This window comes from Candidatus Firestonebacteria bacterium RIFOXYD2_FULL_39_29 (assembly GCA_001778375.1).
In the GTDB taxonomy this organism is placed as follows: Bacteria; Oederibacteriota; D2-FULL-39-29; order D2-FULL-39-29; family D2-FULL-39-29; genus D2-FULL-39-29.
In genome coordinates this window covers 1-16,397 of record MFGV01000067.1, presented here as the reverse complement: position 1 = coordinate 16,397, position 16,397 = coordinate 1, and the positions used below count along the sequence as shown (strand labels likewise).

The window sequence follows — 16,397 nt, the reverse complement described above, 5'->3', positions numbered from 1 at the left end:
TAAAACTCATTGCTTTCCCATACCTTGACTTTTCTGCATGGATTTCATACGGAGCGACATACTGGGTATATATATTACATTCTCTTGCTTCTCGTTCTTTTGATTTTTCCCCGAAAGGAATCCTATCTGTAGTATAACCCTGCGGCTCATATCCATAATAGTGCTCTGTCTCAATTTTCGAAGGATAGCAATCATAAGGAGTTGCCGTCCAATTCGGAACCTTGCCATCCAACAATTCCCCTGTTTCTATTACCCAGTCGTCCAAATCCCTATAATTCTTGGGATTTCCCTTAAACATATAATACCTTTTGAATTCTTTTATAAATTCTTCATCCGTCAACATCTTCTCTTTCCATCCATGATATCCCTGGTCAAGTAACACCGAATAAGCTGAACCATTAATTCCTTTTCTGCCTGAAAGTATTTTTATTCCCAGCTCATCGTCAAAATTGTTATCCCAGATATCTTTCCATAGTTTTACAAATTTATCTTTAAGTCCTAATTTCCGGTATATTTCCAAAAATGGGATCGTCGAATATTCATCCGTTATCCCATCGAACATAAACACTGCTTTTTCCGGTGATTTTTCATGAATTACTTTAAGCTTTACATATGCTCTTTTTGTCAGATCTTGGTTTTTACTTTTCTTATTAAAATATTCCGAGAGCTCCAATACTCTATCATCCAAATAATCAATTCTAAAATCACTGCTATGCCTATCTCTTTCTGACAGATAGGTTTTTAAAAACAATGTCAAATTTTCATCATATTTGTCGGTGTTTACTCCCAGATTATACAATGTTTTTACTGAATAAATTATATCCGACGCCTGACACCCCCACGATATTTTATCTTTCTGTGGAGTTGGATTTGCAGGCGATATATCCTCTGTTCTATAATAAAAGCTGTCTTTAATCTTAACTACCATATACTCACTATTCCAAAATTCTGCTACGCCTTCCAATATCTCAACAAGCTTCTTTCTGTGATCTTCACTTAAATAATTCGCATTCTCTGAAAGCTGAAGTATTCCTATTCCGAATGCGTCGGGAAAATCAGCCGACTTGATAAAATACTTGCCTTGACTTTGATCATATGGTATGGGATGTGGAATCCACCGGGTAAATCTTTTACCTTTTGAATAAGGATAAAACTTGCCGTCATCCGAAACTAATGATTGTGTAGGCAGCCAGTTTTTGCCGTCTTTTGTTTTTGTGCTCTTGTATACTTTGTGCAACCTATCTATTATTTCTTCAGTCATCCCTTTAAATTCAGGTATTTTCGTTTTAATATAAAATCTCAAATATCCATCTGCCTTGCAACTAAATTGTGCGGTATGAACGGCTTCGCATTGATATAAATCTCCATCGACCTCGGCGCTTTCCGCAAATAGGCCGCTAAATTTGTAAATCCCCTTAACATACACTTCCAAGCTGCGAAATACTGAAACCTGCCCAGCTAAAATCTGTTTACTCTCATCGGCGCTGGAGGGATAAATACAAAAAATAAAGGAAATTAACAAAAAAAAGATTTCAACTCTCAGACCAGTTTCAAAGCTATTTTTTTTAAACATCTTCACCCTTTAATATTTATCTGATTTATATTAACATATGTAATACACCTTTTCAATAGCTTTTTTATACAGCAGAAACACGGTCCAAAACACGAAGTATGCGGGGTATCCTATTAATTAAGGCGTATTCTTTACCCTGGGATGTGTTTTGGACCTGATGGCACTGATAACAAAAAGAGATGACACAGATAAAACAAATTGTTCATTTTTGTCCTATTTCTCTGAACTAATTACTACAAAAATACTGTTTCCTGATCTTTCCACCAGGAAAAGAATGCCCTCTTTTAAATCAGAAGTATTCATAGTCTTCTCAAAATCATCCCTGTCTTTTATAACTTTCTTATCCACTTCTTTTATAAGATCCCCGACCTGCAGCTCACTCTTATCCGCAGGGCTATTTTTTTCAACCGCAGCAATAACAACACCTTTATCGGCTTTTATCCCAAATTTTTTCGCAAGCAGTTCACTTAAATTCTTTACAGTAATTCCTACGTCTTTATTTTTCCTCTCTTTATCTTCTGAATTTCCATTTTTTACTGTTAACGATTTTTCTCCCCAAGGAGCAAGAATAATCTTTATTTCTTTCTCTTTGCCATCCCTGACAATTTTAAAGATTACAACCTCACCTACTTCTCTGGAAGCCACCATTTCTATTATATTTTTCGGAGATTTAACTTCCTTACCGTCAAATTGAAGGATTACATCACCGCTTTTCAACCCTGCTTCTTTACCGGGACCATTTTCATCAACTTCGGTTATCAACACACCGGAGTCAACTTTTAATTTTTTCGAAAGCTTTTCGTCTACTTCCTGTAAGCGAACACCGACCCACGGGGTCTCATCTTTATTTTTCCTGCCTTCTTTAAGTTCTTTCAGCTTTACCTTAACATCATTAATAGGAATGGCAAAACCAACGCCCATATTACCTACACTTCCCATGGAAAAATTACCGGCAATAGCCATATTTACACCTACGACCTCCCCCTCAATATTAAATAGCGGACCGCCTGAATTTCCGGGATTAATCGGAGCATCCGTCTGGATGACATGAGGAATTCTTTTTGGGATCCCTTCAATATCCATATTATCAAAGAGACGGCCCTTTGCGGAAACAATACCCATAGTAACCGTATTCTCATACCCAAACGGATTACCTACGGCAATAACAATATCCCCGACCATTAACTTGTCGGAATCCCCAAGTTCAACCGCAGGAAATTTATCGCTAGATTTAATCTTTAAGACCGCCATATCATGCCGGACATCATATCCCTTTACTTCCGCATCATATTTTTTGTCATTTGTAAGTATAACTTTTACACTTGTCGCATCTTCAACAACGTGATAATTGGTCAGGATAAAACCATCCTCCGTTACTATCATTCCGCTCCCTATCCCGCCCATTTTTCTCTCGTTATTATTCCTACTTCCCTCGTTATCCTCATCTTCGCTATCTTTATCATATCTTTTGAAATATTTTTTCAGATCCGGCATGCCAAAGTCAAACCCAAAACCATTATCATTCCCATTTCCTACTTTAACTTTTCTTTCCGTTGTAATATAAACCACCGCAGGACTTGCCAGTTTTGCTATTTCTCTTAAATTATTCTGCAAAGCCTTTACTTCATTTCCCGCCTGAATCTTTGCAGAAACAGGCAAGGCCGCTACTGACAACAGAGCCGCACCGATTAGCAATATTTTTATACTTTTCATATGTACTCCTCCCTTATAGAAGAAAATTACAAGTTACGAATGACAAATTACAATATAAGGGGTTATATATAATCCTCATTACTTTGTCATCGTACTTCGTACTTGTTTTTTCACTTTCCGTCTTCAGAAATATCAAGTTCAAGTTTGATCTGATCCGTCGGCTTAAGTTTTTTAAAATCTATCAGTTCTTTCTTATCCGGCAATTTTAGAACATATCCAAGCGTGTTAAGTTGTTTTATGAGATTTTCATATTGACTCACATTCACGGTAATAATATATTTTTTATGCAACACCCGAATGAGCGGCTCCTGTTTAGATTCCAAACCCATATTCATAAATTCAAACCCTGTACTGTCAGGCCTATTTACAAGCCCGTCAAGGCCATAGCCTGCTTTATAAACATTTCCTGTCCTCATTATTATCCGTCCGGGGCTTTTCTCTTTCTCTTTCGCTGCAAAAGACGTTTGTAGAGCAGCACCTGACGGAACAGCTTTCAAAGTCGAAGAATTGCTCATATAAACTCCGAATATCAACCCGAATACCAGACCAAGTACTCCGACAGACGCATTTCGCATAGTTAAATACGACTGAAACTTTATATAAAAGGGACTGACGGTCTCATCAAGTTTTCTATCCAAACCTGTGTAAAATTCCTCCGGTAACTGCTCGTCAGGAACTTGTTTGATATAAGCCAGAGCTTCATAAAATGTTTTATACCTTAAATTGCATTTTTTGCAGGATAACAGGTGTTTTGCCACGGTTTCTCTTTTAAAAACAGAAAGTGTATTATCATAATAATCAGAAAACAAACCTGTCAGCTCTTTACATTCCATATTCCCTCACCTCTTCCTTCATTGCAATAAATATTTCTTTTAATTCTTCCCGACCCCTGTTAATCCGGGATTTTACCGTACCCATACCGGTTTTTGTGAGTGCAGCTATTTCCTCATAAGAAAATCCTTCAATATCCTTCAAGATAACTGCCATTCTATATGGCACAGATATTCTGGCAATTGCATCCGCCACAAACTTTTTCTTTTCTTCACCTTCCAGCGTTTGTTCAGGTGAACTCACAAAAGCAGAAGCAGACTGCACTTTATCACATTCCTCCGCCCTATTAAGAACATCTTTACCATATTTTTTTATACAATTAATCGAGTAATTTACCGCAATCCGCTGAATCCAGAAATAAAACGGCGACTCCCACCGGTACTGCTTTATTTTTCTAAAAGCCTGCAAGAATACATCCTGAACAATCTCGAGCGCATCTTCTCTATTATGTAAAAACCTGTATACCACCGAATAAATTCTGGCATCATAGAGACGCACCAAATGATAAAAAGCCTCTTTATCCCGAGTTTTTTGAACTTTCTTAATCAGTTCATTTTCATAATTACGAGAAACTTCTTCTATAACTCTTTGCGCTATATCGCTCATTCTTATTCAAATCTCCGTTTTAAAATATTTACTGCTTAGCACAGTATGTCCTGCCTAGTTTATAAGGTTTGTAAAGTTTGTAAGGTTCATAAAGTTTTACATAATTGTGGTATCATTATATTTTAAAACTTTTTTAAATATTGCGGGGCTTTTCCCCTCTTTCCTTCACTTTACCCACTTTTCTTTCTGTACTTGCTTCCACTGCTTCACTTCGGCGGTAATCCAAACCTGTCAAGAGGCATCCAGACCAATACAGGCCGGCCAACCAGCCGATCTCTTGGGACAAAACCCCAAAACCTGCTGTCAGCACTGTTATCTCTATTATCCCCCATCATGAAATAATAATCCTGCTTAACCTTATGTTCAACAGTTTCTTTCCCGCCGTTCTTTTCCAATATTTTTTCACAAACCTGCCGAAACGTCAGGTCTTCTATCCTGATTCCGTCAATATAATATCCGTCTTTCTTTTGTTCCGCAATATTTTCCTCTCTCGCGGCCACATAACTGTAAAGCTTGGCAGCATTCTCATCAGTGACTTTCTGACCGGAAAAAGATACTTCTTCTTTCTTTATCTCAAGAAAATCTCCATTTTTTGGAACGATAAAAGATCCCAGATTATCTCTCACTGTGACACTCTCGGGATAAATAGTGCTATCAATATGCTTCTTAAACAGATCAGCTTGCACTTCTCCATTAACAATGAGGGACTTGTCTTTGATTTCCAGTTTATCCCCGGGAAGACCTTTACACCTTTTAACAAAAACCCTGTCAACTTCATGAGGAGGAAGAAAAACCACAATACTGTCTCTTTTCATATTCCCCCAGTTTATCAGCTTTTTTGTAGTAAAGGGAAGTTTGAATCCGTAAGAAAGTTTATTTACAAATAAGTGGTCTCCCACCAGCATTGTCGATTCCATAGAACCTGTCGGAATAGTAAAAGCTTGAATCACGAACTCCCGAATCAAAAGAGCTATTACCAGCGCCGAAAGAAGACTCTTTACCCAGTCCCAGGTCTCCTGCTTATGAGAACCCACTTTCTTTTCAAGTTCTTCTTCCTTTATCACTTCTTCCTTATTCTGCGGCATTTTTCCCCCATTCTTTATTATATGACAAACTTTATGTTTATTTTGTTCCATTAGGACTGCTTCACTATCAATATCCCACATAACAGGTTAATAAATATTACAAGTATTGCGCTTTCAATAAAGCCTGCAATTGGTATTATGAAAGCAGCACCAATTGCGGCTCCAAGCGCGGCACCCAAGTTAGCAAATGCATATATAATTGAGGCCGAATATGAGACTTTCATTCCGGGTAAATGATGAAGCTTTACCAGGAATGGAAGCATAAAACCCGTAACAAACCCGGAAAGAAAACACAACATGAACATCCCTATAACCGGAATTAAAGAAACTGCACCCCGGAAAAAATAGTTTATAACAATTACCCCTATAGAGGCAAGGACAAAAGCTCCCTGAGCTAAAGCAAGCTTAGCCGGATTAATATTTTTAGATTTTCTGGAGGTAAAAACTCCTGCAAAAAGGCCAAACATAAAAAGGCCGCTAAAAAGCCCGAGATATCCGTATAGAGAGCCTTTTAAGCTCTGAAAAGCCAAGACTATAAGAACAAAAAGAAAACTCCCGGAAAATCCCGATACCAAAGCCGAAATATTAACTCTTAAAGACAGCTTCAATCTTCTTCTATAAAACAAAACAAACACAATAGAAAGCAAAAGAAATATTACCCATGGTTCAAACAGTACTTTCATAACACCGGGAAGCCTGACACTTGTTAAATTCATCCAGTACTTAATATTTAAATAATATCCTCCGGCCTCATAATCAGAATTAATAATTTTTTCTTTTCTCTCTTCCAGTTCTTTTACAAACTCAAGAATCCTGTCCTTCTCGAATATTGTTTTAAATACATATCTATTAAAATATTCCGAATTAATTCTTTTGTTTTTGTATCTTTCCTTCAACTCATCGGCATTCATAGATATATAAGCGCCATTTGAAGCAAATAAATATTTTACATCTCCGGCAGATACCAGACAATGAGGAAAAACGCTCTTCAAGGTAAAGTAAGCCGCCGCATCATACCCCGGTATTTCCTCTCCAAAAGAACTTATTTTACTGACAAAAACACCGTCCGGTAAAAGCGAAGCTTTGACTTCTTCAAAAAACTCTTTAGTATAATATCTTCCGATAAAGGCAGTTGACGGAGCTGACAGACTGCACACTATAAGATCATATTTTTTCCGGGTATTTTCAAGATAATGCCTGGCTTCATCGTTAATTAACGCGGTTTTTTTTATATCATGCAGATTTTGAAGAGAAGTGAGCATTGAAGCAATAAGCGGATCCGGCTGGACAAATTCAACGGTTTCAACGTTATAATGCGCCATTTCTCTGATTATAGCATTTGCAGGCAGTCCAAAATACAATACATTCTTTGGCCTTTTATGCTGCATCATTACCGGATGAATGAACTGAGCATCCGCATAATCATCCGGAAAGGACACCGAAATCCGTCCATTTTCAAATACACTATACTGCCCGTCCCTCACTCCAATCGCTATATTTTGATAATTTGAATCCCTGTTATTCAGAAGTTCAATTCCATTTGAAAAAGTCTTCCATCTCTGCAGATTATAATAGGAATCCAGAGCCCCTGAACCGGCAGTAAAATATAACGATAAAACAAGTCCCGAGAAATAAATATAAATAAAATATCTTTTAAGCTTCAACAATTTAACGAAAAAAAGAAGGCACACAAATAAGACTGCAGCTGAAAAATATGCTGCAGTAAAGTGATTAGAATATGGAATATAGATAAAAGTAAAGATTAAACCGGCTGCCAGACTTCCCAGAGCTGCAATCAAATAAAGATCAAGAACCGTAAATTTATTTTTTTTATTGTCAATATCCAGCCCAAGAGGAAACAAAAGCCCTGTTAAAAAGCAAAAAGGACCCTGAACTAAAAATACTGATAGAATCATCACAGGGAGAGAAAAGAGCATATAACTTGGAACCACAAATAAAGCCCTAAGATTACGGATAGCAATAATTTCTATTAACAACAGAAAAGGCAGGACTGAAACAAGAAGTGAAAACCAGAATAACTGATTTTTTATTTTCGAGACCACTTTAGAATAAAAAAATGAACCCAGGGAAAGCCACAGAAGCCAACCGGCAAGAATAAAGCCTATAGCCAGCTCCTGACCAAAGAAAACTACAAAATATTCTCTGGTAATTATCACCTGAGCAATAGCAGTAAACAACCCTAAAAAGAAAAACACAAAAAGCATCATAATATATGTATTTTAGCCCTTATTGAGTGAAAAGGCAAGAAGCATAAAAGTAAGGACGAAGGAAGAGGTATCCGCCTTTAGTCGAGATCTCACCGAAGGTGGACAAAGTACAAAGTTTTCCCGTTTAAGCAGAATTAAAGATTTTAAAAGTTGTTTTTTAATTTTCTTTAAATAATATTAGCTTTCGATCACAGACACTTATTAAATACTTCTCTGAACGTTTAATGGGAGTTTAATGTTAAACGTTGTACCCTGATTAATACTGCTTTCCAAGGATATTTGACCGTTATGTTTTTGAATTATCTCATAACATAGACTTAAACCAAGTCCTGTGCCTTTCCCGACTTCTTTAGTCGTAAAAAACGGCTCAAAAATGTGTTTTTTTATTTCTTCTGTCATACCTTTCCCCGTATCCCTAATTTCCACTTCTATCCTGTCTTCTGACTGCCTGGTTCTAACAGTTATAGTTCCGCCTTCAGGCATGGCGTCAGCAGCGTTTGTACAGAGATTGATAATCACCTGCTGGATCTGGTTTTTATTAATAAACACCTTTTGAAGACCTTCTCCAAACTCTCTTATTATCCGGACATTTTTTATCCTGGTGTTAACTTCTTCAAGTGCCAAAGCCTGCTCAACGGTACTGTTTATATCTGTTAATTCTGCTTCTTTCTTCTCTATTCTTGAAAAAGTAAGTAACGAGCCGATCAAATTCCTGCATCTTTCCACAGCTTTTTCTATGGCTTTTACCGGTATAAAAAGCGGGCTATCCTCCTTTATACCTCTCTCCATGATCTGTGTATAACCCAGAATTATGGTCATCGGATTATTTATTTCATGCGCAACTCCTCCTGCCAGCTGACCGAGTGCCGCCATTTTTTCAGATTGCATTATTTTTTTCCGGGATATATCCAACTCTTTTGTTTTTTCTTCCACTCTTTTTTCAAGCACATTATTGAGTTCTTCTAAATTTTTCTTATACAGTTCCAGCTCCCGGAGCGCAAGCGCAAAATCCATAAACAATTTTTGAGTCTGATCGTATTCAAGCCCCGGCAGGAGAAATTTAAAATCCTTACCCTCTTCTTCCTTAACCTTCTTAAAAAAGTCGCATTCCATACAGGAAGTCACTTTTTTGGCAAAATCACCCTGAATACGCCCGCCGCAAAATGTACCCCCGACCAGCCAGCACATACGACCGCATTTTTTTCCGTTATTCGAACCTTGACAGTCACCCTGCAAAGCCGCAGGACAAACACCCAATTTACCGGCATTTTCTCCGCCGGGTTCACGACCGCATTTCTTAAACTCCCAGCAATTCAATTTTTCATTATTGACCACGAAGCATCCCCTTTAGCAGGTTGCTGAAAAACTCTTTTTAAGATTTTTTCAGCTGCAATTTTTATCATTTTACCCGCCATTTGAGGGCAAATGGCGAGGTAACCCGCTGTCCACCATTCGATAATCGAATGGTGAGATCTCGCCTAAAAGGCGGACTTAAAGTCCATTATTTTAGTTTTTCAGCAGCCTGTTAGACAAAAAATAACCATTATAATTTTTATACAGAGTAATTCAAACCGGTTAAGTCACATGAAGAATAATTACCGCTTTTTTATTGCAGCTCTTTTTTTACCTGAGAATTCAAATCAGGGACAGGCTCATGTTTTTCTTTTTCTCCAAGCAAATACTCGGAATAAGAGAGACAGGTGCTTCCGGTTTTCGTCTTGGCTTTATTAATCAGAATCTCGCCAACTTCCATAATTTCTTCCAGTCCCTTATGCTTTAGCTTATCGCTCTCCACCTGAGCCATTAAAAGCTGGAGAGTATAAAAGTTCTGACCATGATCCTCGCATAAAAGAGAGACGGATGTATCAAGCTGCTCAATAATTTTCTTTGCAAATCCTTCGGATCTCATCAAGGGAGAGACTATCACAAAGTGATCCTGCCAGTAATAGAATATATCATCCTGTTTCCCGCCATTAGCAATCACAGCCTCTTTAATGTATCCCGAAAGAAACTTAATTGTTTTATCGCCCTTTTCATAGCCATAGACCTTGCAATATTCCTGAAAGTCCCGGAACTGTATAAAAGTTGTTACAAAACCAGTATCACCAAGAATCAGTTCTCCAATATACTTCCCGGCAAAAAATCTTGTTCGGACGCCGCTGTCTTTATCAATGCCTTTTATAAGCAGGCGTAAGTTGAATATCTTAACTAAAAGAATAACGATGAAAGCAGTAAACATAATAAGGGAAAAATACATCAGTACCTCTAAACCGCTGGTACTCTTTTTAATTTCTACATCAACAGGTGTTAGCTCCTCACCGCAGACTTTTATAATATCATATCCCTTGAACTGCCCGACGGTATAATTTACCGCACAGTTACCGCCGTCATCTGTAGCTGCATAACCGTTTTCAAGCATTCCATCACCTTTTTCCACCGAAAAAAGAATAAAGGCATTTGAAACAGGACGCTCTTTGAGATCTGTAACATGAGCGCTGATTTTTACAGTTTTACCGGAACCGCTTGACCAGGCACTTAAGATCATGGTGCTTTCCGCAGAGAACGCCTCACTTGAGAAAAAAAGAATCATTAGAAAACCGATGATAGTAAACCATCCTATTTTGTATTGTTTGCCGGCATCCGGATTTTTGTCAACATCATAAGCGATCGCATTGCCGTTTTTACTCTTTGCAGATTTCATAACCTTCCCGGCTCCATCAAGAAAATCATTAAAATTGACGGCCAAAAACCTGTCACTTTCTAAAACTGCCATAGCTACAGAAGCTAAAGGACAACTGTACTCTTTACCGGTTTTGTCTTTTAAAATTATAGATTCTTTTTTCCTTACATTTACAGGATAGAAAGACTTTATCATTTCAGATATCTCCGCAAGCAGTCTTTCAGGCAGATCCTCCACTTTTTCAGGTTTCATAATAACAACAAAATCATCACCGCCTAAATGACAGACTACACCGCTTTGCCCGATATTTATTTTAAGTATATCCGCAACTGCTTTAATAAGTTCATTCCCTTTTTCATAACCGTTGATGGAGTTAAAACTTTTAAAGTGATTAAAATTCAGGAAGAGCGCGGTGAATTTGCTTTTATTCCTAATAGCTTTCTTCAGACGGTATTTGGCAAATAGTTCGTTATTCAATCCGGTAAACTGATCAAGATACTGCAGCTTGAGCCTTTTTCCCCTGAGAGGGAAATAAATAAACAAGAGCAGGAGAAACAATGAAGCCACGGAAATCAGCAACTGAAAAACAGGAATATTTTTTTTATAAATAAGTCCTTTTGTTTGAAATATAGCAGGGGCGCTAACCTGGATATTAATTACCCCGTAACCTTCAGGAATAAAGGCGGCAGAAGCAGTTCCGCCTATATCTGTATTGGACAGCTCCGAGCTCAGGCTGCCCTCGCCTTTTATTATTTTGAAATAAACCTGAACATCATTTACCGGAACAAAATTTTCGTCGGTTATTACCGCATCGACTGAAAGCCGTTCTCCTTTCTTTTCGATGAATGCAAATAACTTTGCCGGTTTCCCCGCAGGTTTCCTGGTATATACAACCTTACCTTCAGTTTTTATTGAAGCTTCCGCCGGAGGAAGTTGTTCACACTTTGCTTTGACCGTATTGACACCCGCTTTTTTTCCTGTAGTAAGCGTTACCTTTGTTTTACCTTCCTGCCCGGTAGAAAGCAGTACCTGTTGAAGTTTTCCACCACCTTCTGTTACTTCAAAAGCAACAGCAGCACCAACTACAGGATTTCCTTCCTTGTCAAGAACCAGAGCAGTAAAAGTTACATCATTTCCTGACATGGCAAAAGGATAATCTGAAGAAAATTCCAGCTTGGCGGGAGGCAGTATCAGTTTTGTTACCGAAATATTAACCAGTACCGGAGCAATATCAGATTCTCTTTCTTTATCGGCAAGCTTAACACTCACGGTAACAGTCCCCTCATTCGTTCCACTTTTGAGTTTTACCAAACAGACGCCGTTAGAATCTGTAACAGCTTCATTTTTCTCCAGCTCTGCATTTCCATTGGTGATCTGAAAAGCCAATTTAGCTCCGCTTACAGCTTTACTCCGGCTATCAGCTACTTTAATTTTTATAGTAGTCTTACTTCTGGTGTATATTGCATAGGGTTCGGCTATGGCGGTAAAAGTAGTAACAGGGTAGGGAACTATTTTAATTTCTTTTGTCTGTGCGGCCAAACTGCCGGCTGTTATTTCTATTGTATCCGTACCAAGTGTCTTGCCGGATTTTAGCGAAACTGTAAATTTACCTTCGGCGTTAGTCTTGCCATTTAAAGGCTCAAGATTTACTAAACTAGAGGATTTAATAGTAACAGGAATATCAGAAGAACCTTTACCTTTAATATTTCGGACGACAACAATGAGGCTGCATTGAGTTTCCGGATAGATCTTTTCCTGATCCAGACTGACAGAAAATTCTGTAGGCGGCGATGCTTTTCCTTCAATACTTAGCAAAACCGGAGTGGCTGAACCTGACTCTATTTTGATAACATTTGTCGCAGGTAAAGCACCCACTGTATAGACCATTTTGGCAACACCGATAGAATTAGTGGAAGCAAACCTGGGATTTATAGTACCGCTACCGGAAAACATTGAAAGATTAACTTTTGCGTTTGTTACAGCGTAATTACTGGAATCATTAACATACACAGTAATAACTACTTCATCCCCTGCCGTTGCTACTTTGGCACTGGAGGTGGCTCTAATTTCATGTAAGCCTTGCACGGACAAGGAAGATATTGCCAGCACTGCAATTACTATTAAAAAGCTTTTAACTTCCTTCATCTTATCCTCGAGTGTACCATTATTTACCGAGTATTATTTAATTATACAAGTAATAACAGTTACATTTCAAGAAAATAATTATTTTATACGACTAATTTGCATAATCATAATATTGTTATAACGTGAAAAAGACAGTTTAAATCAAATTCCGGATTGCCAAATTTTGACATAATAACACATAGGTTTCAGACATAATTTATACTAATACACCTCTATTAGACAGGGTTTCCCTGGTCCTATGTTGTCCTGCTAGATTCAGGATACAGCGTCTTTTGCTTACAAACAAAGACTCTGGATTTCCAATCAAGTCAGAAAAAATAACCGGCACTTACTTTAAGGCCAGGGTTAAACTTACAAAATGTGTTCCACCCAATTCACCGTAGATTTTATAGCCATAATCAATATTTATTATAGCCAGTTTTACTCCAAATCCTACTGAAACCCCGTTTTCGGCATCTGTATTCACACCCAATTTATATTTGTACCCGGCTCTTAAAGTGACCATTTCAAGTTCTCTGGCTTCAAAACCTGCGGAGACACTGGAAGCCGCCTGCGAGGGTGCATTATAATCTATACAGAAATTGATATTCTCCCCCATATAAGCAAGACCTGCTTTAAGATTTGTCGGGAGATTTTCCAAAGTGCCAAGATTTTGCACATTCAATCCGGCAAAGAGCCGTTCTATAACTTTTATATTGGCGCCGAGATCAAACAAAGGTTTATAATTTGAGTAATCATCTATTACTTCATATGGCATTTTTAGACTCAGCCCCAGCGACATACCGGCAAACACTTCTGCGGCTATTGAGACCTGAGGCACTATTTGATAAGGCGTAAACTCCCCCGTCACGATGCCGTTTATATCTCTTCTTTCCTGCGCGCCGTTATTAATATAGATGATACTGAAGCCGGCTACGGCTTTACTTAAGGGAAGAACTATAGCCGCATACTCATATCTGGCCCCCTGAATAAACTCAACATGTGTCAGCCCGACTGCAGTTTGACTTATACTAGCAATTGAGGCAGGATTGTAATGGAGGGAGAAAACATCCCCCGGTAAGGCAGAATAACTTTCAGCCAGGCCCACGGCTCTGGCTCCGACCGGATTGTTCAAATACGCGAAGTTCGTTGTCCCCGGACAGATCCCTACTGCCAGGAACAGGAAAAAAAAGATAACCCCTGTCTTTTTCATTTTATAATCTCCTTAAATTCCTTCTCTGAAAGAATTTTTACTCCAAATTCCTTTGCCTTGCCAAGTTTTGACCCGGCACCGGGTCCTGCCACTACAAAATCCGTTTTTTTCGAAACACTGCTTGAAACCGAGGCCCCGAGTTTCTTTACTTCCAGCTCGGCATCATCCCTGACCATCGCAAGCTCACCGGTAAAAACAAATGTCTTACCTTTAAACCTGCCTTCTCCGGACGAGAGGAGACGCTCTTCCTCCGTCTTTTCAGTATTAACTCCGGCTTCTTTAAGCTTATTTAATGTAGCGATATTGCCTTTTTGTGTGAAGAAGTTGACAATACTCTCCGCGACTCTCGGTCCTATACCTTTTATGCCCTGAAGCTCTTCCAATCCCGCCTTTACCACAAAGTCTACGTTCTCATATTTGGCAGCAAGTATCTCAGCGGTATGTTCCCCTACATCAGAGATCCCTAGCGCAAAGAGGAGGCGGCCAAGCGAGTTTTTCTTACTACCCTCTACAGCCGTAATGAGATTTACCGCACTCTTTTCGCCCATTCTTTCAAGTGCGGCCAGCGCATCCTGCTTAAGAAAATAAAGGTCCGCATAATCCTTAACCATCTTTTTCTCAATAAGCTGTTTTATAATTGCAGGCCCGAACCCTTCCAGGTTCATCGCCGTTCTTCTGGTAAAATGCTCTATCCTCCCTTCAATCTGAGCCGGACAGGCAACATTCTGACAGCGCCACGCCACTTCTTTCTCAAGGCGGACGATATTTGAACTGCAAACAGGGCAGGTGTCAGGCATTTTAAACTCTTTTTCTTTCCCCGTTCTTTTCAAAGCAACAATATTAATAACTTTAGGGATTACTTCCCCGCCTTTCTCAATGACAACTGTATCCCCTTCCCTTATATCTTTACGTTTTATCTCATCTTCATTGTGAAGCGTACATCTGCTGATGGTCGAACCCGACAAAAAAACAGGTTCCAGCTCAGCTACCGGTGTAATTATTCCGGTCCTGCCCACCTGCAGAGTAATTTTTTTAAGAGTGGTCATCGCCTGCCGGGCTTTAAACTTATAGGCTAATGCATAGCGAGGACTTTTATTCGTTGAGCCAAGAATCTTATGCTGTTCATACGAATTAACCTTTACCACCATCCCGTCAATCTCGAAAGGAAGTGTATCCCGTTTATGCTCCCAGGAATTAACATAGTTGATAACTTCAAGAATATTTTTGCAAAGTTTGTAGGGTTGAACTGCCTTCAAACCAAGATTTCCCAGTTCAATAAGAGCAGCCTCATGGGTCTTCCAGATATCTTGTTCCACCGAGCCTAAAGTATGGAGCAGAATATCCAAAGGACGTTTTGCTACTTCACGAGAATCAAGAAGTTTTAAGGAACCGGCTGCAGCGTTTCTCGGATTTGCAAACTCCGCCTCGCCTTTTTCTTCTTTTTCTTTGTTCATCTTTACAAATTCTTCTCTGGGCAGATAAACCTCGCCCCGCACCTCAAGTTTTCCTTTAAACTCTATCGTAAGCGGAATACTCCGGATGGTTTTTATATTAGCTGTAATATCATCACCCTGCACCCCGTCTCCACGCGTTGAAGCACTGCGTAAAAACCCTTTGTCATAGAAAAGGTTGACCGCAATACCGTCAACTTTCGGCTCCACAATGTACTCAGCCTTCAAATCTTTCAGGTTCTTAATAACTCTCTCATCAAAAGCAATAAGCTCGGAAGAGCTGTAGCAATTATCCAGAGAAAGCATCGGAATTTTGTGAGTGACAGTTTTAAACTCCTTAAGAGGTTCCCCTCCAACCCGTTGTGAGGGCGAGTCCAAAGAAAGAAGCTCCGGAAATTCCTTCTCAAGGGCTTCCAATTCCTTCATCAGCTTATCATATTCAGAATCCGGTATTTCGGGATTGGCATCAATATAATACTTACGGTCATGATACCGTATATCCCCCTTGAGTTTTTCTATCTTCTTTCTAGCTTCCTCAATTTTCATTATGGAATAATATAACAGAAGTGGAAGGCAAAAACAAGTTCATAAAATTTGCAAGTTGGTAAGTTAATATTGTCTTTTTTAAAAGTAATGATATTTCAATATGACCTTCGATTTTTCCTGCCCCTGCAGAGTATTTATAAACTATGACCATTTACACAAACTTTCTGACAGACTCATTCCAAATACTGCTTTCAATCCTTATCTGTTTCAAACATCTTCTACCTATAATTCCCGCACTGTGTTATATGGTCGAGTAGAACGGTGACGTAGTGATTACAGGCTCTTCTTGGCTGTATCCGTCGTTTCCAACTTCGTGCCCGTTTAGATTTGCCATATCCTATTTCCAC

Annotated in this window: 9 protein-coding genes and 1 pseudogene; all 10 read right to left on the bottom strand. The window is 38.9% G+C overall.

What is annotated here, in order from left to right; translation table 11 throughout:
* Positions 1–1,573: pseudogene (locus tag A2536_08290) on the bottom strand (hypothetical protein).
* A gap of 213 nt (positions 1,574–1,786) precedes the next feature.
* Positions 1,787–3,286 carry a hypothetical protein gene (locus tag A2536_08285; GenBank protein ID OGF45370.1) on the bottom strand — a complete coding sequence of 500 codons (1,500 nt, stop codon included), beginning with the start codon at positions 3,284–3,286 and terminating at the stop codon, positions 1,787–1,789.
* A gap of 110 nt (positions 3,287–3,396) precedes the next feature.
* Positions 3,397–4,119, bottom strand: coding sequence for a hypothetical protein (locus A2536_08280; protein OGF45369.1), 723 nt, complete (start codon positions 4,117–4,119; stop codon positions 3,397–3,399).
* On the bottom strand, positions 4,109–4,723 hold the full coding sequence (locus A2536_08275) for a hypothetical protein (GenBank protein ID OGF45368.1): 615 nt from the start codon (positions 4,721–4,723) through the stop codon (positions 4,109–4,111). Before A2536_08275 ends, A2536_08280 begins: the two co-directional genes overlap by 11 nt.
* Before the next feature lie 206 nt (positions 4,724–4,929).
* The gene (locus tag A2536_08270; protein ID OGF45367.1) at positions 4,930–5,859 is read right to left on the bottom strand and encodes a hypothetical protein; all 930 of its coding nucleotides are present in this window, start codon (positions 5,857–5,859) and stop codon (positions 4,930–4,932) included.
* Positions 5,859–8,036 carry a hypothetical protein gene (locus A2536_08265; protein OGF45366.1) on the bottom strand — a complete coding sequence of 726 codons (2,178 nt, stop codon included), beginning with the start codon at positions 8,034–8,036 and terminating at the stop codon, positions 5,859–5,861. The genes A2536_08270 and A2536_08265 overlap by 1 nt, the downstream gene beginning before the upstream one ends.
* Before the next feature lie 201 nt (positions 8,037–8,237).
* Complete coding sequence (locus tag A2536_08260) at positions 8,238–9,371, bottom strand: hypothetical protein (protein OGF45365.1); 1,134 nt, start codon at positions 9,369–9,371, stop codon at positions 8,238–8,240.
* A gap of 271 nt (positions 9,372–9,642) precedes the next feature.
* Positions 9,643–12,861 carry a hypothetical protein gene (locus tag A2536_08255; GenBank protein ID OGF45364.1) on the bottom strand — a complete coding sequence of 1,073 codons (3,219 nt, stop codon included), beginning with the start codon at positions 12,859–12,861 and terminating at the stop codon, positions 9,643–9,645.
* A gap of 328 nt (positions 12,862–13,189) precedes the next feature.
* Entirely contained in the window at positions 13,190–14,053 is an 864-nt protein-coding gene (locus A2536_08250) for a hypothetical protein (protein ID OGF45363.1), read from the bottom strand.
* Positions 14,050–16,050, bottom strand: a complete 2,001-nt coding sequence (gene ligA / locus A2536_08245) for a DNA ligase (NAD(+)) LigA (protein OGF45362.1) — start codon at positions 16,048–16,050, stop codon at positions 14,050–14,052. The genes A2536_08250 and ligA overlap by 4 nt, the downstream gene beginning before the upstream one ends.
* Between the last annotated feature and the right edge of the window lie 347 nt (positions 16,051–16,397).